Genomic DNA, 16248 nt, shown 5'->3' with positions numbered 1-16248 from the left:
CGGCTTGGCCTTAGACTGCGAAAGCAACGGAAATGCAAAGGGCTGGGAATGGCCGATCTTCTGCTGGGACAGACACTTGCCTTCGCGGGCGATCCGATGACCGAGGGGCCGGAGGCCGCACGCCATTCGGCGCGCGGAGGCGTTCTGGTCGATGCCGGCAAGATCATCGCAGTCGGCGAGGCAGACGATCTGCGCCGCAGCCACCCTGAGGCGCGTGTCCATGATTACGGTCAGGCGCTGATCTCGGCAGGGTTCGTCGATGCTCATGTTCACTACCCCCAGACCGCGATGATCGCCTCCTGGGGCAAACGGCTGATCGACTGGCTGAACAGCTACACCTTCCCCGAAGAGATGAAGTTCGCCGACAAAGCCTACGCGTCCGAGATCGCGAACCGCTATTTCGACCTGACGCTCGCCAACGGCACGACGACGGTCTGCTCCTATGCGACCATCCATCCCGAAAGCGTGGACGCCTTCTTTGAAACGGCCCAGGCGCGGGGCCTGCGCGCCTATGCGGGCAAGACCTGCATGGACCGGAACGCGCCCGAAGGGCTGCGTGACACACCGCAGACCGGCTATGACCAAAGCAAGGCGCTTCTGGAGAAATGGCACGGGCAGGACCGGCTGTCCTATGTCATCACGCCCCGCTTCTCGCCCACCTCGACACCCGAACAGTTGATGGCTATGGGCGCGCTCTGGCGCGAATATCCCGACTGCCTGATGCAGACCCACCTCAGCGAACAGACCGACGAGGTCGAGTGGGTCAAGTCACTCTTCCCCCAGTCACGCGATTATCTCGACACATACGAGGTGCAGGGACTTTTGCGCGAAGGCGCGCTCTTCGGCCATGCGATTTATCTCACCGAGCGAGAGATCGCCCGCATCCGCGAAACCGGCGCGGCGCTTGTCCATTGTCCGACCTCGAACACCTTCATCGGCTCGGGCCTCTTCCCGACCATGGCCATGGCGCAGAAGGGCATCCGCGTCGGGCTCGCCACCGACACCGGCGGCGGGTCATCATTCTCGATGCTGCGGACCATGGCCGCTGCCTATGAAGTGGGCCAGCTGCGCGGCACGCCGCTGCACCCATCGCAACTCTGGTGGCTGGCCACGCAAGGCTCTGCCCGCGCGCTCAGGGCCGATCACCTGATCGGCAATCTCGCACAGGGGATGGAAGCCGACATCGTGGTGATCGACCTTGCCTCGACGCCGGCCATATCGCAGCGTTCCGCGCGCGCTAAGGACATCTGGGAAGCCCTCTTCCCGACGATCATGATGGGTGACGACCGGTCGACAAAGGCCGTCTGGGTGGGCGGCAAACCAGCCGCTCTTCAGCCCTGACAGGCTTCATCGCTGACGACCCTACCGCGATGAACAGGCGCAAGGGTGCGATGCGCGGCCAAGCGTTCTGCCACGAGCCGTCAGCCTAACATTGCAAGCAGCCGAGCGGCGACATCCCGCCCGCTCTGATAGGCGCCATGGGCCGTCGCCTGCGCGCGCGGCGAGAAGGCTTCGCCTGCAAAGGCGATGCGGCCGGTGTCGGCGGCGATCATCCGGGCGCGCGACGACGCCTTGCCCGACACAGCATAGCTATAGGCGCCGCGGGTGAGTGGGTTTGACTGCCAGCCCGTCACCGCCGCGCCGGTGATCCGCTCGCGGATAGTGGAGCCGAAGGCCCGTTCAAGCGCGCTGCGCGCCTCATCCTTCATCGCAGCTTCGCCCGCCGCCACAAGATCGCGCACATGGCTTCCGGCCAGATGCAGGATTAGCATCGGCGCTGCTCCCTCGACCACCTGAACCCAGGGCAGAAACCGGTCCGCGCCCATGTCGACGGCAAGACCCGTGCGCCCGATCAGCTCTTCCGGCAGACGATCAAGCGCCAGCGCCACCTTCTCATAGCTGCCGCACGGCACATGGGCCATCTCGTCCAGCAGATCGCGCGCCGGGCCCTTGGGAAGCGAGATTGCGCCCGACAGAAGTACATTGGTCGAAACGGTGACGATCGCCGCCCGTGCATCGATCGCGCCGCCCGGCCCCTCGACCCTGACCCCGCCGGGCCGCTCGGCGATGGCGGTGACGGGCGCGTTCAGCCGGACCGGCAGCCCTTCAGCCATGCGCGCGATCAGCGCGCCGAGGCCGGAGCGGACGGGCCAGTTCACGCCAGTATCCTCATAGGCCGCATAGCCCTGCGCCGAGACCTGTTCCGGATCGTCGCAGGCCATATAGGTCATGACCGAGCGCAGGAACGGATCCTCCATGCCCCGCGCGGCAAGTGCCTCGCCAAGCGACCGGTCGGGGGACTCCGTCCCCGCCGCATAGACCGCCGCGAACCCCTCTTCGAGCTGGAGGTCCGCCGCCGCCTCCTCGGCCGCGTCCAGCCAGCGCCCGCCGCGCCATTGCGCGGTCGAGAAGGCCACCTGCTCGCGCCCGACATCGGCGCCGAACCGGTCGGCCCAGGGGACCAAAGGATTGATGTCGGCGCTGTGCAGCCAGTGGCAGCCGTGATCCCATGCACCGGGCAGAGACTGGGCGTCGGTGAAGGCCCGCCCCCCGATCCGGTCCGCGGCCTCCAGTATCACGAAGGACCGGCCGCGGGACTGAAGCTCCAGCCCCGCCCCAATTCCAGCGGCGCCCGCGCCGACAACAACTACGTCCGTGTCCATGACTGCACCTGCCTTTGACAGGCAGCCTGCGCGATGCGTCGCCGTGAAGCAAGCTCAGGCGGGTCAGACCGGCCGCTCAGCCCGCGAGGCGCCGTGCCATTCGGTTCTGATCCTCGATCACGCGCGGCAGGTCGATGGTCGTCACCCGGCCCTCGCGCACCACCTGGCGCCCATCGACCAGCAGGTGCCGGACCCGGGTGGGGCCGCAGAGCATCAAGGCCGCGACCGGGTCCCAGGCGCCCGCTGCCTCGATGCCGCGCATGTCCCAGATGGCGATGTCGGCCCGCTTGCCGGGCTCCAACGATCCGCAGTCAGTCCGCCCCAGCACCTGCGCGCCGCCGAGGGTCGCAATCTCCAACGCCTCGCGCGCGCTCACCGCGTCGGCGCCATTGGCAACGCGCTGCAGCAGCATCGCCATCCGCGCCTCGGTCACCAGATTGCCCGCGTCGTTCGAGGCCGAGCCGTCGACGCCAAGCCCGACCTTGACCCCTGCGTCACGCATCGCACGGACTGGTGCGATCCCTGATCCGAGACGGCAGTTCGAACAGGGGCAATGGGCAACGCCGGTACGCGTGCGGGCGAACAATCCGATCTCGGAGGTATCGAGCTTCACGCAGTGGGCGTGCCAGACATCGTCGCCGGTCCAGCCGAGGTCTTCGGCATACTGACCGGGCCGGCAGCCGAAGTTCGCGAGAGAATAGGCAATATCCTCGTCATTCTCGGCCAGATGCGTGTGCAGCATCACGCCCTTGTCACGGGCAAGGATCGCGGCTTCACGCATCAGGTCGCGACTGACAGAAAAGGGCGAGCAGGGCGCGAGGCCCACGCGCACCATCGCGCCTTCGGCCGGATCGTGGAACCGGTCCACGACACGCACCATGTCACGCAAGATCGCCTCTTCCCCTTCGACCAGCGCATCGGGCGGCAACCCGCCCGCGCTTTCGCCGATCGACATGGCGCCGCGCGTCGGGTGAAACCTCAGCCCGATCTCGCGCGCCGCGTCAATCGTATCGTCGAGCGTGCCGCCGTTCGGGAAGAGGTAGAGGTGGTCGGAGGTCAGCGTACAGCCCGACAGCGCCAGTTCCGCCAGACCGGTCAGTGCGGACACCCGCAATTCCTCTGACCCCATGCGCCCCCAGATCGGGTAGAGCGTCTTCAGCCAGCCGAAGAGAAGCGCATCCTGCCCGCCGGGCACCGCCCGCGTCATCGACTGGTAGAGGTGGTGGTGGGTGTTCACGAGGCCCGGGGTCACCACACAGCCCCGTGCGTCGATCACCTCGGCCGCCGGGGCGTGGAGCCCCTGCCCCACCGAAACGATCTTGCCGCAGCGCACGATGATATCAGCGCCCGCGAGTTCCCGCCGCGACCCGTCCATGGTCACGACCCAATCGGCGTTCCTGATCAGGAATCCTTGCATCCCTATCCCTTTCCAACACCCCCTTCGGTGTCATCGGGATGCGGCCGACAGAAGGGAGCTGAAGGACTCGGACGCCCGGCCTTGATACCTGAGCAGAGCCGTTGCGTCAAAGCTCCGCGCGGTGCATCTCTGCGTCGTTTGGCTGTTGACTCTGCCCGGCGCATCCGTAAAAGGCGGGCTTCAAGGATTTCACCGGCGGCCGTCCGTTCTGTTTGGGCCCCCCGGGACTATGGAGACAAGAAATGGCGAAGCCGACGACGATCAAGATCCGTCTGAACTCGACGGCGGGCACCGGGCACTTCTATGTGACCAAGAAGAATGCCCGCACCATGACCGAAAAGATGGTCGTGAAGAAATACGATCCCGTGAAGCGGGAGCATGTCGAATACAAGGAAGGCAAGATCAAGTAAGATCGCCGCCTGACGAAACTGATAGGGCCGCACCGAAAGGTGCGGCCCTTTGACTTTGAGGCACGCGGCCGTTTCTCAGTTGCCGGAACCGCCGATCAGCACCGACTTGCGGCCGTCGCACGCCGAGATTGCCTGCAACGCCGCATCGGCCGTGTCGGCCGGGACATAGCGGCTCCAGGACATGCGGAAGGGAACGCCCTTGGCCGAGCGGTTGATATATTCGGCCCAAAGCGTGCGATCGGGAGCATAGACAAGGATGCGCCCTGACGTATCCTCCTCGACAAACATATGGCCCGAGGGCGCGAAATCCATCAGGCCGTTCGAAACCGCCAGCACCGGGACATCGCCGAGATCCGCGCCCATCGCCTTTTCGTAAGGGCGCGTCACCTGGTCGGTAGCAAAATCGTAAAACATCACATCCGTATTGCCGAAGATCTCGCCGCCCCGGCCCCGATCGCCGTAATTGTTGTTGAAGATCGCGATCGTATGATCGTCGATGATGTCGATGTCATGCTGGCCCAGCCACGGCCCCTGCTTGAACCAGACAATCTCGTCGGTCGAGGGCCGGTAAAGCATCGCGACCGAGGGATGGCGCATCGAGACGAACAGATCGCCCTTCTTCCAGTAGGGACCATCTTCGAACACCGGTTCGATATCATTGGTATGCAGCGGATCGTCATTGAAATACTGGTATATGATATAGGAATGACCGTGCCGGATCAGGATGTCGGCCAGCGAACGCTGCATCGTGATCTGGCCGTTCGCATCAACACGGGTCAGCGCATCCTCCCGGAAAGTCTCCAATGTCGAAACCTGCGACGGCTCGATGAAGGTCGGACCCCAGAAGCCGCCCTCGGCATCGACCGTCACCGAATGATGGAAGGTCACGCTATCTTGCCGCCAGACCATGTCGCCGCAAGCTGACAGCCGGAAGAGCGGAGAGAACTGCCCGCCGAACACCAAAGACCCGTCAGGCATGAGAAGAGGATGCAGCGCGCGATAGCGCCGGTTGGCCCACTGGGTATAGGGCACGATCTTGGAAACCGTCGGCGCGCCTTCCATCAGCAGTTCCGGAACCGGTTCCCAGCGGTAAAGGACCGAGAAGTCCTTCAGGTCCACAAGCTCGACCACCGATTTGTCTGCATCCCCGTCGATGCGCGACAAGAGAAGATAGCCGGGCGGCGGGGCGCCCTTGCCGTAAACCGTCCAGCCCGCCGGGCGAGCAGCCAGCCGATGGCCCTGATCCGCGCCACGGGGCTCGGCTTCCGGAAACAGAACCTCGCGCATCGTGGAGGGAAAGCTCGCGACCGAGTAGGCCGCAGCGCGGACACGCGACTTGCTGGGATGAAAAGTCGCACGGGCTGCGCCCTCACGTACTGCAATATCTGCGGCAAAAATCGCAGCGCCCGCCCCGACAAGAGCAAGCAGCAATACCACCCAGGCCGGAACCTTTCCGAACAGAAATCTTTCCAAGATCGCCCCCCCCAGTAGGCGCCGCGCACGCATCGGCGAATATCCGACCGTTCTCCCGCTCACTCGCCTCGTCAAGCGCGACAGCCCGATTGTTTACCATTTCACAAGACAGGACGACGACATCCCTGACAAGGCCCGTCATCCGAAACGAAAACGCCGGGCAAAAGCCCGGCGCTGGTCTTGATCGATGGGCTGCGGGGTTATTCCCGGTTGCCGAGAAACTGCAGGAGGAACATGAACATGTTCAGGAAGTCGAGATAGAGGTTCAGCGCCCCCATGATCGCCGACTTCGCGAGCCATTCCTGATCGCCCGACTGCGCATGGGCGATATAGGTATTCTTGATCGCTTGGGTATCGAAGGCGGTGAGGCCCGCGAAGATCAGGACGCCCACAACCGAAATCGCAAAGGCGAGCGCGCCCGAGGCGAGGAACAGGTTCACCAGCGAGGCGACGATCAGGCCGATCAGGCCCATCATCAGGAAGGTGCCGAAGCCCGACAGGTCACGCTTGGTCGTGTAGCCGTAAAGCGACAGGCCGGCGAACGCGATCGCGGTGACGAGGAAGGTCTGTGCGATCGACACGCCGGTATAGACGGCGAAGATATAGCTGATCGAAAGACCCATGAGTGCCGCGAAGCCATAGAACACCAATTGTGCGGTGGCCGACGACATGCGGTGCAGCGTCGCGCCGAAGGCAAAGACCACGGCAAGCGGCGCGAACATCACCACCCATTTCAGGGGCGAGCCGAAGATCGCCATCAGAAGCTGCTCGTTCGTGCCAACCGCCCAGGCGACAAGCCCGGTCAGCACCATGGCCACGGACATCAGCCCGTAGACCTTGTTCATATGGGCCTTCAGGCCCTCGTCGATGGCGGCGGCGCTGGTGGCGCTGCGGCCGTAGTTGATGGTCTGGTAGTCGGCCATCTTTCCCTCCTCGGAACCGTTTCTTGCCCGCGACGACGAAGACGCGCGGGGTTGCCCTTCCATATTGGGCGCGTCCCGCGTGATTTCAAGGATTTCCGACTGCGGTTGCGGACCTATTTCTGCCAGTGGTCCGGCGCATCCCATGCCCGGCGCGCCACTTCGCGTGCCACCACATTGGGATCAAGGCCCAGATCGGCGAGCCTGTGAGCTTCCAGATCCTTCAGCACCCGGCGTTGGCGGGACAGTGCGATCGCACGGGCTAGAGCGCGCGCCATGCGGCGTGGGGTCAGCACCAGAAAGTCCGGAAGACGCGCGAGGTAGGAAGTATGGTCAGGCATTTCAGTCTCCTTTCATGTCATCAGCTGATCAAGATCGTGTCGTGGATCAAATCTGTTGATGTTCACCTGCAGATGCCATACATTCCACCCATGAATTTACTTTCGATAAGACATCACGGATCATGATATGGCTCGCAATCTCGACCTGACGGCGCTGCGCGCTTTTCTGGTCACCGCCGATGTCGGTGGCGTGACCCGGGCCTCGGCCCTTCTCAATCTCACACAATCGGCCGTCTCGATGCAGATCAAGCGGCTGGAGGAGAGCCTCGGCCTGTCGCTCTTCTTCCGAACCGCTCGGCGTCTGTCGTTAACGCCCGAGGGCGAGCAGCTTCTGGCCTATGCGCGCCGCATGCTTGATCTGAACGACGAGGTTCTGGCGCGCCTGCAAAGCACCTCTCTGGTCAGCGAACTGCGCGTCGGCGTGCCCCATGACATCGTCTATCCTGCGATCCCGGAAATCCTGAAGGTGATGGCGGCACGCTATCCGCGTCTCAGGATCAACCTCACCTCGGCCTTTACCACCACGATGAAGGAGCAGTTCGCGCGCGGCGAACTGGACCTGATCCTGACGACCGAGGAAGAACCTGGCGCGGGCGGCGAGAAACTTTCATGCCACGATCTGATCTGGGTCGGCGCGCCCGGCGGAACCGCCTGGCAGAACCGCCCGGTGCGGCTGGGCTTCGAGGAAAGCTGCAAGTTCCGCGCCATCGCGCTCGAACGGCTCGATGCCGCCGGGATTCCCTGGGAGATGGGCTTCTTCGGCCGTTCGAACGAAGCGGTCCAGGCAATGATCGCCGCCGACCTCGCGCTGACCGCCCGGCTGAGGGGCTGGAGCCCGGGTTCGACCTGCGCGATCCCTGCCCATTCAGACCTGCCCGCGCTCGGCAGCCTTTGGATTTGCCTTTACGACAGCGGCCTGCAGAAGGGACCGATCATCGAGGATCTGAAGACCCAGATCCGCGCCGCCTATTCGGACGCGCCGCAGCGTACCACCACCTTGCCGGTCGATCTGCGCTCCCTCAAGAGAGCAAGCGCCTGATCGGCCTGTGACAGCGGCAGCACATGGCTGACATGCGGCTTCAGCCGCCCCGCGCCATACCAGGCGAAAAGCTGCGCGAGACTGTCGCGCAGCACCTCGGGCCGGAAATTCAGATACCCGCCCCAGTAAAGCCCTATGACCGAAAGGTTTTTCACCAAAAGCCGGTTCGTCGCGACCTGCGGCACGGTGCCGCCGGCAAAGCCGATGGCGAGCATCCGCCCCTCGGGCCGCATGGCGCCCATGGCCGCCTCGAAAATATCGCCGCCGATCGTTTCATAGGCGACGTCGACACCGCCGAGTGCCTTCAGCTCTGCCTTCAGGTCGGCGCTGCCGCTGTCGATCAGGTGATCCGCCCCGGCCGCGGCCGCGACCGCGAGTTTGTCGGCACCGCGCGCCACGGCGATCACGCGCGCGCCCATCAGCTTGCCGATCTCGACCGCCGTCAGCCCGACCCCGCCGGCCGCACCGGTCACCAGAAGCGTCTCGCCCGGCCTGAGCACCGCCCGCCGGTCGAGCGCCAGATGGCTGGTGCCATAGGCAATCGGGAAGGCCGCAGCCGTTTCAAACGGCATCGCTTCAGGCAAGGGAATGCAGCGGTCGGCCGCGAAACATCCCGTCTCGGCGAGACCACCCTGCCCCGCAATCACCGCGACCCGCGCGCCCGGCGCAAGACCCGTCACGCCCGGCCCCAACCTGTCCACGGTACCGGCGATCTCCATTCCGGGGACATAGGGCAAGGCGGGCTTTTCCTGATAGCGCCCCTCGATCATCAGGAGATCAGCGAAGTTCAACCCGCAGGCGGCTATGCGCAGCCTGACCTCGCCCGGCCCGGGCTCGGGCGTCGGAAGATCGGTCATGATGGGCGATTCGCCGAGGCGTGAGACGAGGAGAGAACGCATATGACGGTTCCGGTTGGGCTGGCTGGGGCCCTCTCCTAGGCGTCAAACCGCCCGCAAGCAACAAATAAGACTGTTTGCTTGCAAACAGCAAAGGTTGACCGCTGCTTTGTTGTATTTTGCAATGCAAATCGCGACTACAACCTGCGGTGAAAATTTTTGTTGTGCAGTCCGCAAACGGCGAGCTGTACTTTTGTATAGGCTCAATCACGGCAACCTGGCCGACTTTTGAATTCCCTGAAACACCTATTTCTTGTATTACAATATGACGAATTGATCATATTGGCGCCGCCGCGCCGTTCGCTGTTAGAGAGTTGGAGAGCACTATGAAACACCCTGTAGATGTGCATGTCGGCAAGCGGGTTCGCCATCGTCGCTGGATGATCGGCATGACCCAGCAGCAGCTGGCCGACAAGGTGGGCATCAAGTTCCAGCAGATCCAGAAATATGAAACCGGCATGAACCGGATTTCCGCTTCGCGGCTGTGGGACATCGCCGATGCGCTCGGCGTGTCGATCAGCTTCTTCTTCGAGGGCCTGGGTGCCGAGGCGCCGGTGATCGACGAACAGATGGGCGACATCCTCGCCGACAAGGAAGCGCTGATGCTAGTGCGGTCCTACTACGCGATCCCCGAGGCGCAGCGCCGCCGCCTGTTCGATCTGGCAAAGGTCCTGTCGGACGCCGCCTGACTGCAAGGGGAAGCCGGAGAGGCGCGGTGAATTTAGCACCTGCTTGACCGGCACGAAGCGCGCGGCCTATGCCTCCGGGGCACGATACGGAGGCGCGGCATGGGGATGTCGGACAGATTGGTGGAAGAGCTTCTCGGCGCGGCGCACGCCCTGGCGGATGCCGCGCGCGAAGAGACGCTTGCCTATTTCCGCAGACCGGATCTTTCGGCCGAGAACAAGCATGCCTCGAGCTTCGATCCGGTGACGCTCGCCGACCGCGCCTCCGAGGCGCGGATGCGCGCGATACTGGCCGACCTGCGGCCCGAGGATGCGATCCTTGGCGAAGAATTCGACGCAAAACCGGGGACGTCCGGACTGACCTGGGTTCTCGACCCGATCGACGGCACCCGCGCCTTCCTGTCGGGCGCACCCACCTGGGGCGTGCTGATCGCCGTGGATAGCGGCAATGGCCCGATCCTTGGGATCATTGACCAGCCCCATATCGGCGAGCGGTTCGTGGGTGGTCTCGGTCGGGCCGACCTGACCGGCCCGCGCGGCATGAGCGCCCTGAAGACGCGGGAATACCGCCCTCTGGGCGAGGCGATCCTTTTCTCGACCTTCCCCGAGGTTGGGAGCGACATCGAACGCGCCGCTTTTCACCGGGTTGCGGGACAGGTACGCCTCACCCGCTATGGCACCGATTGCTATGCCTATGGCCTGATCGCCGCGGGCCAGATCGACCTTGTAGTCGAGGCGGGCCTGCAAGCCTATGATATCCAGGCACCGATCGCAGTGATCGAGGCGGCAGGCGGGATCGTGACCGACTGGCAGGGCCGACCTGCCCATCACGGCGGCCGCGTCCTTGCCGCCGCCAACCATGCGATCCATGCCGAGGCGCTCGCCATCCTGCGCCAAGCGCCCGAAGGCTGACTTTCGATCAGCGGTGATCCGGCGGAGCCGCGCGCGGAAGCGCGCGGCACGCCATCTCTCGCCGCCCGCGCCAGGGCGCAGGCAGCTCGGGCCGGCGCTTGGCAACAAGCGCTGTCAGAGTCCCTCGAACAGCGCGAGTTGCCCATCACGTGCCAGGGGCCGCCGGAAGGCGCCGCAATCGAGCGGCGGCAGCCGCCCGTCAAGCCCGCAGCGGCGGGCCGCGATCTGGAAGCGTCGCGCCAGGAGGTCGGCATAGGTCCCCTCCCCCCGCATCCGTTTGCCCCAGTCGGCGTCGTAATCTGCCCCGCCCCGCATCTCGCGCAGGAGGTTCATCACATGGGCCGCCCGCCCCGGCTCCGCCCGCGCCAGCCAGTCGCGGAACAGAGGCGACACCTCCAGCGGCAAGCGCAAGAGGATCCAGCTTGACGCCCGCGCGCCCGCGTCAGCGCCCGCCTGCAGGATCGCCTCCATCTCATGGTCGTTCAGCGCCGGGATCATCGGCGAGGCCATGACCCGCACGGGCACGCCCGCATCGCTGAGCGACCGGATCGCCTGCAAGCGCCGGGCAGGCGCGGGCGCGCGCGGCTCCATCCGCCGCGACAGACCGGGATCGAGCGTGGTGACGGATATGCCGACCTGCGCCAGCCCGCGCCGCGCCATGTCGGCGAGAAGGTCGATGTCACGCTCGATAAGCGCGCCCTTGGTCACGATCGCCACCGGATGATTCCAGTCCGACAGAAGCTTCAGGACCTCCCGCATGATCCGGTAGCGCGCCTCGATCGGCTGATAGGGATCGGTATTGGTGCCGATGGCGATCGGCGCCACCTTATAACCCTTGCGACCGATTTCGCGCGCCAGCACCGCCGTCGCGCCGGGCCGGGCGACGAGCTTCGTCTCGAAATCGAGCCCCGGCGACAGGCCGAGAAAGGCGTGCGTCGGCCGTGCGAAACAATAGGAGCAGCCATGTTCGCAGCCCCGATAGGGGTTGATCGTCCGGTCGAATGGCAGATCGGGCGAAGCGACGAAATTCAGCATCGACCGCGGCCGCTCCTCGCTCACCTCGGTCCTCAGAAGCCGCTCCTCCTCTGGCATGTCCCAGCCGTCGTCAGCAGGCGCCCGCGCATAGGGCTCAAACCGGCCCGCATCGTTGGTCGCGGCCCCGCGTGCCCGGACCCTGAGTGCTGGATCGGCGGTCGTAAGAGGATCCGACGGGAGAGAAGACTTGGTCCTGATCATCCCGCAAGACTAGAACATAACATGAACATAATCCACTGCCCTCGATCCATGTCCGACACCGCCGAGACCCGCCGGTCGCCTTCCGACGCGCCGAGGTCGCAAATCGCCAAGTTGACTTCCCCCCCGCCTCGTAATTACGTCGCAAGGACCGTCAGGAGACATGCCATGGCCGATGAAGGCGACATCATTCTTTCCGAGCTCGACGACGAGGAGCTTGTGCTTCAGATGCACGATGACCTCTACGACGGTCTCAAGGAAGAGATCGAAGAGGGCGTGCGCATCCTTCTGGACCGCGGTTGGGCGCCCTATGATGTGCTCACCAAGGCACTCGTCGCCGGCATGACCATCGTCGGCGCCGACTTCCGCGACGGCATCCTCTTCGTTCCGGAAGTGCTGTTGGCCGCCAACGCGATGAAGGCCGGCATGGCGATCCTGAAGCCGCTTCTGGCCGAGACCGGCGCCCCGAAAGTAGGCAAGATGGTGATCGGCACCGTCAAGGGCGACATCCACGATATCGGCAAGAACCTTGTCGGCATGATGATGGAAGGCGCAGGCTTCGAGGTCGTGGATCTTGGCATCAACAACCCGGTCGAGAAATATGTCGAGGCGCTGGAGCGCGAGGATGCCGACATCCTCGGCATGTCCGCCCTTCTCACCACCACCATGCCTTACATGAAGGTCGTGATCGACACGCTGAAGGAAAAGGGCATGCGCGACGATTATATCGTGCTGGTCGGCGGGGCCCCCCTGAACGAGGAATTCGGCAAGGCGATCGGCGCCGATGCCTATTGCCGCGACGCGGCCGTGGCAGTGCAGACCGCCAAGGACCTTATGTCGCGCCGCAAACATAACCAGCTGACCTGAGTAATTCAGCGGCTGGCGGGTTCGCTCCCGATCCTTACCCCGAGGGGCGCGGCTCCCCGGGGTTTTTCTTTGCGCGGACGGGCGCTTGCGGTTAGGCTCGCCGCGCCCCAGATGCAGGCAAGGAGGCTGAAATGACCGCGCTGAAAACCGCTTTCCTCGTCATGTCCGTGATCTTCGTCGCGGCGGTAACGATCTGGTTCGCCTTCCAGATGGCGGGTGATGGTCGTTCGGTTCTGTTTGCCGCCGCCGGGCCGGTGCTGCTCGCGGCAGCCGTTCTGGCACATCTGAAAGGCCGCAAGGGATGATCCCTTCGGACGAGAGCCTGACCAGCGACGGGCTTCCGCCCGCGCAAACGGGCCGCGTCCTTCTTATCGCCTGCGGGGCGCTGGCGCGCGAGATCCTTGATCTCAAGGCAGCGAACCACTGGGATCATCTCGACCTGACCTGCCTGCCTGCAAACCTCCACCTCTACCCCGAGCGGATCACCGAGGCGGTGACGGCAGCCGTCGAGAAGCACCGCGCCGACTACGCGTCGATCTTCGTCGTCTATGCCGATTGCGGCACCGGCGGGTTGCTGGAGGCCCGCTGCCGTGACCTCGGCGTAGAGATGGTCGCAGGCCCCCATTGCTATTCCTTCTTCGAAGGCAATGCGGCTTTCGCCGCGCGCGATGAGATGACCGCCTTCTACCTCACCGATTTCCTCGTCCGCCAGTTCGACGCCTTCGTCTGGAAGCCGATGGGCCTCGACCGCCACCCGGAGCTGCGCGACATGTATTTCGGCAACTACGAGAAACTCGTCTACCAGGCCCAGACCGACGATCCGGCGCTCGACGACAAGGCCCGCGCCTGCGCCGCCCGCCTCGGTCTCGCCTATGAACGCCGCTTCACCGGCTATGGCGATCTCACATCAACGCTCGCGAGGCTTTGACCGCTTCCGATCTTGGACGGGAAGCGCCTCTGCCCATTTCATCTTGGCCCAAATGCCTCGGGGGCGCGGGGGCAGCGCCCCCGCCCGAAGTCAGCCTTCCGCCGCCTCCGCCGCATGTTTGCGGATCCGCGCGACCATGGCCCTGACCCCGTTCGACCGCTGCGAAGACAGATGCTCGTCCAGCCCCAGCCGCTTCAGCTCCGCCGCCGCATCGACCTTCAGCACCTCCGCGACCGTCAGGCCAGAATAAAGCGCATGCAGGATGGCAATCAGGCCGCGCACGATCATCGCATCGCTCTCGCCAAGGAAATCGAAACGGGCATCCGGGCCTGCGCCCGCAATTTTCGGCAGAAGCCAGACCTGGCTTGCGCAGCCGTCAACCTTGATCGCAGGGCTGCGCAGCGCCTCCTCAAGACCCGGCATCGCCTTGCCCATCTCGATCACATGACGGTAGCGCTCTTCCCAGTCCTCAAGGAAGTCGAATGTCTCTGCGATATCCTCGAAGGCGGGGCTGGCCATCTCACTCTCCCGGGGGTCCCCGCCTCCCTAGCGCCTCCATCCGCAAAGGTCCAGAACGGCTCCCCTTTTCACAGGCGCGCGAATGGGCTACCCAGACGGGAAGCAAACCGGAGCCCGCCCATGAACCGCCGCGCCGCCCTTCTCGCCACCCTTGCCTTTCCGCTGGCGGCGGCAGGCTGCGGACGCATCCGCGAGAGCAGGCTCAATCCCTTCAACTGGTTCGGCCGCGCCCGGCGCGAAAAGCAGGCGGCAGTCCTGAAACCGAACGAGGCCGCCGACGGGCGTTTCCTCGTCCGCGAAGTGACCGAACTGAAGGTCGAAAAGACCCAAGGCGGCGCCATCATCCGCGCCACCGGCCTGCCCCCGAGCCAGGGCTGGTGGGAGGCAGAACTGGTCTCCGAAACCCGCGGCCGCCCGGACGAGGACGGAACCCTCACCTACCGGTTCCTCGTCTTCCCGCCGCTGAAACCGACACCCGCCTCGACCCCGCGCTCGCGCCAGCTGACCGCCGCCGTCCATCTCTCGGACATAAGGCTTGAAACGGTGCGCAAGATCGTCGTCCAAGGCGAGACGAACGCCCTCTCGACCGGCCGCTGACCTTTCACGTTCTGTCCTGAAATACTCCCGCCGGAGGCGCCCGAGGCTCGCGCGCCCGGCGCGGGAGCCGAGAGATGGCTTGGCGCCGCAGGCGCCTCATTTTGACAGGCAGCCGAAAGGCCGCCCGTCAGACCACCACGACCCGCACGGCCCCGCCCATCGCCGACAATGCGATCTCGCCACGGCAGAGCCGCAAGGCATCGGCGCCGAACACTTCCTGCCGCCAGCCCTGCAGCATCGGCAGATCGCGTTCGCCCGCCGACAGGGCATCGAGTTCAGACGCCGCCGCGATCAGCTTCGGCGCCACGCCCGCCTCCTCGCTCTTGGCTTTCAGAAGCACACGCAGAAGATCGGCGAGCGCGGTATTGACCTGCAGTTGCTCGCGCGCGCCATCGACCTTCGGGAAATCCTCGGGCTTCATTTCCATCCCGGCCTTCACCGCCGCGAGGATGCCTTCGGCGATATCTGCCTTGCGCCCCTCGCGCATCAGAAGCCGCGAGCGGCCAAGTTCTTCCAGGCTGGTTGGCCGGGTCGAGGCAAGCTCCAGCAGCGCATCGTCCTTGAAGACGCGCGAGCGTGGCACGTCACGGGTCTGGGCATAATCCTCGCGGAAGCGCGCAAGCTCGCGCACCAGCGCCATGAACCTCCCCGAATTGGTGCGGGTCCGAACCTTCTGCCAGGCTTCCTCGGGCCGGGTGATATAGGTCTCGGGATCAAGAAGGATCGCGATCTCTTCCTCGACCCACTTCTGGCGCCCGGTCCGCTTCAGTTCCTTGGCGAGATGTTCGTAGATCACACGCAGGTGAGTGACATCGGCCAGAGCATAAGTCTGCTGCGCCGCGCTCAAGGGGCGGCGCGACCAATCGGTGAAGCGCGAGGACTTGTCGAGGTTTTCGCGCGCAATCTTCTTGACCAGCGTCTCGTAGCCGACCTGCTCGCCGAAGCCGCAGACCATGGCCGCGACCTGGGTGTCGAACAGGGGAATCGGAAAGACCTTGCCTTCGACGAAGAAGATCTCCAGATCCTGCCGCGCGGCGTGAAAGACCTTCACCGTCGCCTCATGACGGAAAAGATCGTAAAGCGGCTCCAGCGACAGATCACCCCCCGTCAACGGATCGACGAGAACCGCCTCGCCTTCCTTGCCGGGCAACGCCATCTGGATAAGGCAAAGCTTGGAATAATAAGTCCGTTCCCTCAGGAACTCCGTGTCGATCGTTACATAGGGCTGGGCCTTGGCGGCCTCGCAAAACCGGGCCAGATCATCGGTCGTGGTAATCGTGCGCATCGCAATCCTGACTGGCGCGGGTTCGTCCCGCCTGTACTCCGGGTGATAGGCGGTCTCTTGCC

General features: G+C 64.6%; 18 protein-coding genes. 9 read left to right on the top strand and 9 right to left on the bottom strand.

Features of this window, described 5'->3' with window-relative positions:
- Nucleotides 1-48: 48 nt before the first annotated feature.
- Nucleotides 49-1341, top strand: coding sequence for a guanine deaminase (gene guaD / locus OU426_RS10675; RefSeq protein WP_267633968.1), 1293 nt, complete (start codon nucleotides 49-51; stop codon nucleotides 1339-1341).
- A gap of 80 nt (nucleotides 1342-1421) precedes the next feature.
- On the opposite strand, the gene OU426_RS10670 is transcribed toward guaD, so the two are convergent.
- Together OU426_RS10670 and OU426_RS10665 are read right to left on the bottom strand one after the other, a co-directional pair.
- Nucleotides 1422-2663 carry a flavin monoamine oxidase family protein gene (locus OU426_RS10670; protein WP_267633967.1) on the bottom strand — a complete coding sequence of 414 codons (1242 nt, stop codon included), beginning with the start codon at nucleotides 2661-2663 and terminating at the stop codon, nucleotides 1422-1424.
- Between the two features lie 76 nt (nucleotides 2664-2739).
- Nucleotides 2740-4080 carry an 8-oxoguanine deaminase gene (locus tag OU426_RS10665; RefSeq protein ID WP_267633966.1) on the bottom strand — a complete coding sequence of 447 codons (1341 nt, stop codon included), beginning with the start codon at nucleotides 4078-4080 and terminating at the stop codon, nucleotides 2740-2742.
- Nucleotides 4081-4322: 242 nt separating this feature from the next.
- On the opposite strand from OU426_RS10665, the gene rpmG reads away from it, so the two are divergent.
- Nucleotides 4323-4490 (top strand): 50S ribosomal protein L33, encoded by a 168-nt coding sequence (gene rpmG / locus OU426_RS10660; RefSeq protein ID WP_023666545.1) that lies wholly within the window; start codon nucleotides 4323-4325, stop codon nucleotides 4488-4490.
- 75 nt (nucleotides 4491-4565) lie between these two features.
- Here rpmG and OU426_RS10655 read toward each other — a convergent pair whose 3' ends face one another.
- The 3 genes from OU426_RS10655 to OU426_RS10645 form a co-directional block, all read right to left on the bottom strand.
- Nucleotides 4566-5963 (bottom strand): arylsulfotransferase family protein, encoded by a 1398-nt coding sequence (locus OU426_RS10655; protein WP_267633965.1) that lies wholly within the window; start codon nucleotides 5961-5963, stop codon nucleotides 4566-4568.
- Between the two features lie 200 nt (nucleotides 5964-6163).
- Nucleotides 6164-6886 (bottom strand): Bax inhibitor-1/YccA family protein, encoded by a 723-nt coding sequence (locus OU426_RS10650; protein ID WP_267633964.1) that lies wholly within the window; start codon nucleotides 6884-6886, stop codon nucleotides 6164-6166.
- A 113-nt stretch (nucleotides 6887-6999) separates the two neighbouring features.
- Nucleotides 7000-7224: a YjiS-like domain-containing protein gene (locus tag OU426_RS10645; RefSeq protein WP_267633963.1), complete on the bottom strand. Its 225-nt coding sequence runs from the start codon at nucleotides 7222-7224 to the stop codon at nucleotides 7000-7002.
- A gap of 127 nt (nucleotides 7225-7351) precedes the next feature.
- Here OU426_RS10645 and OU426_RS10640 point away from each other — a divergent pair, with 127 nt between their 5' ends.
- Complete coding sequence (locus OU426_RS10640; RefSeq protein WP_267633962.1) at nucleotides 7352-8263, top strand: LysR family transcriptional regulator; 912 nt, start codon at nucleotides 7352-7354, stop codon at nucleotides 8261-8263.
- On the opposite strand, the gene OU426_RS10635 is transcribed toward OU426_RS10640, so the two are convergent.
- On the bottom strand, nucleotides 8191-9162 hold the full coding sequence (locus OU426_RS10635) for an NADPH:quinone oxidoreductase family protein (RefSeq protein WP_267633961.1): 972 nt from the start codon (nucleotides 9160-9162) through the stop codon (nucleotides 8191-8193). The genes OU426_RS10640 and OU426_RS10635 overlap by 73 nt on opposite strands.
- Nucleotides 9163-9485: 323 nt before the next feature.
- Here OU426_RS10635 and OU426_RS10630 point away from each other — a divergent pair, with 323 nt between their 5' ends.
- Entirely contained in the window at nucleotides 9486-9848 is a 363-nt protein-coding gene (locus OU426_RS10630; protein WP_267633960.1) for a helix-turn-helix domain-containing protein, read from the top strand.
- Between the two features lie 99 nt (nucleotides 9849-9947).
- On the top strand, nucleotides 9948-10757 hold the full coding sequence (locus OU426_RS10625) for an inositol monophosphatase family protein (RefSeq protein WP_267633959.1): 810 nt from the start codon (nucleotides 9948-9950) through the stop codon (nucleotides 10755-10757).
- Nucleotides 10758-10871: 114 nt separating this feature from the next.
- Here OU426_RS10625 and OU426_RS10620 read toward each other — a convergent pair whose 3' ends face one another.
- Nucleotides 10872-11993 (bottom strand): PA0069 family radical SAM protein, encoded by a 1122-nt coding sequence (locus OU426_RS10620; RefSeq protein WP_267633958.1) that lies wholly within the window; start codon nucleotides 11991-11993, stop codon nucleotides 10872-10874.
- A 165-nt stretch (nucleotides 11994-12158) separates the two neighbouring features.
- On the opposite strand from OU426_RS10620, the gene OU426_RS10615 reads away from it, so the two are divergent.
- From OU426_RS10615 to OU426_RS10605, 3 genes are all read left to right on the top strand, one after another.
- The gene (locus OU426_RS10615) at nucleotides 12159-12857 is read left to right on the top strand and encodes a cobalamin B12-binding domain-containing protein (RefSeq protein WP_267633957.1); all 699 of its coding nucleotides are present in this window, start codon (nucleotides 12159-12161) and stop codon (nucleotides 12855-12857) included.
- 131 nt (nucleotides 12858-12988) lie between these two features.
- Nucleotides 12989-13162, top strand: coding sequence for a hypothetical protein (locus OU426_RS10610; RefSeq protein ID WP_267633956.1), 174 nt, complete (start codon nucleotides 12989-12991; stop codon nucleotides 13160-13162).
- On the top strand, nucleotides 13159-13785 hold the full coding sequence (locus OU426_RS10605) for a DUF1638 domain-containing protein (protein WP_267633955.1): 627 nt from the start codon (nucleotides 13159-13161) through the stop codon (nucleotides 13783-13785). The genes OU426_RS10610 and OU426_RS10605 overlap by 4 nt, the downstream gene beginning before the upstream one ends.
- A 90-nt stretch (nucleotides 13786-13875) precedes the next feature.
- On the opposite strand, the gene OU426_RS10600 is transcribed toward OU426_RS10605, so the two are convergent.
- A complete protein-coding gene (locus OU426_RS10600; RefSeq protein WP_267633954.1) occupies nucleotides 13876-14304 on the bottom strand; it encodes a SufE family protein in 429 nt (142 codons plus the stop codon).
- A gap of 120 nt (nucleotides 14305-14424) precedes the next feature.
- Between OU426_RS10600 and OU426_RS10595 the strand changes: the two genes are divergently transcribed.
- Nucleotides 14425-14901 (top strand): SH2 domain-containing protein, encoded by a 477-nt coding sequence (locus OU426_RS10595; protein WP_267633953.1) that lies wholly within the window; start codon nucleotides 14425-14427, stop codon nucleotides 14899-14901.
- Between the two features lie 127 nt (nucleotides 14902-15028).
- Here the strand turns inward: OU426_RS10595 and rnd are convergent, their stop codons facing one another.
- Entirely contained in the window at nucleotides 15029-16186 is a 1158-nt protein-coding gene (gene rnd / locus OU426_RS10590) for a ribonuclease D (protein ID WP_267633952.1), read from the bottom strand.
- Nucleotides 16187-16248: the final 62 nt, after the last annotated feature.

Source organism: Frigidibacter sp. RF13, assembly GCF_026626305.1.
GTDB lineage: Bacteria > Pseudomonadota > Alphaproteobacteria > Rhodobacterales > Rhodobacteraceae > TMP-24.
The sequence above is the reverse complement of the archived record's forward strand: the minus strand, read 5'-3'. Positions and strand labels throughout refer to the sequence as shown.

Coding starts and splice junctions, on each gene's coding strand:
- guaD (WP_267633968.1), top strand. CDS start 49: ATGGCCGATCTTCTGCTGGGACAGACACTTGCCTTCGCGGGCGATCCG.
- OU426_RS10670 (WP_267633967.1), bottom strand. CDS start 2,663: ATGGACACGGACGTAGTTGTTGTCGGCGCGGGCGCCGCTGGAATTGGG.
- OU426_RS10665 (WP_267633966.1), bottom strand. CDS start 4,080: ATGCAAGGATTCCTGATCAGGAACGCCGATTGGGTCGTGACCATGGAC.
- rpmG (WP_023666545.1), top strand. CDS start 4,323: ATGGCGAAGCCGACGACGATCAAGATCCGTCTGAACTCGACGGCGGGC.
- OU426_RS10650 (WP_267633964.1), bottom strand. CDS start 6,886: ATGGCCGACTACCAGACCATCAACTACGGCCGCAGCGCCACCAGCGCC.
- OU426_RS10645 (WP_267633963.1), bottom strand. CDS start 7,224: ATGCCTGACCATACTTCCTACCTCGCGCGTCTTCCGGACTTTCTGGTG.
- OU426_RS10640 (WP_267633962.1), top strand. CDS start 7,352: ATGGCTCGCAATCTCGACCTGACGGCGCTGCGCGCTTTTCTGGTCACC.
- OU426_RS10635 (WP_267633961.1), bottom strand. CDS start 9,162: ATGCGTTCTCTCCTCGTCTCACGCCTCGGCGAATCGCCCATCATGACC.
- OU426_RS10630 (WP_267633960.1), top strand. CDS start 9,486: ATGAAACACCCTGTAGATGTGCATGTCGGCAAGCGGGTTCGCCATCGT.
- OU426_RS10625 (WP_267633959.1), top strand. CDS start 9,948: ATGGGGATGTCGGACAGATTGGTGGAAGAGCTTCTCGGCGCGGCGCAC.
- OU426_RS10620 (WP_267633958.1), bottom strand. CDS start 11,993: ATGATCAGGACCAAGTCTTCTCTCCCGTCGGATCCTCTTACGACCGCC.
- OU426_RS10615 (WP_267633957.1), top strand. CDS start 12,159: ATGGCCGATGAAGGCGACATCATTCTTTCCGAGCTCGACGACGAGGAG.
- OU426_RS10610 (WP_267633956.1), top strand. CDS start 12,989: ATGACCGCGCTGAAAACCGCTTTCCTCGTCATGTCCGTGATCTTCGTC.
- OU426_RS10605 (WP_267633955.1), top strand. CDS start 13,159: ATGATCCCTTCGGACGAGAGCCTGACCAGCGACGGGCTTCCGCCCGCG.
- OU426_RS10600 (WP_267633954.1), bottom strand. CDS start 14,304: ATGGCCAGCCCCGCCTTCGAGGATATCGCAGAGACATTCGACTTCCTT.
- OU426_RS10595 (WP_267633953.1), top strand. CDS start 14,425: ATGAACCGCCGCGCCGCCCTTCTCGCCACCCTTGCCTTTCCGCTGGCG.
- rnd (WP_267633952.1), bottom strand. CDS start 16,186: ATGCGCACGATTACCACGACCGATGATCTGGCCCGGTTTTGCGAGGCC.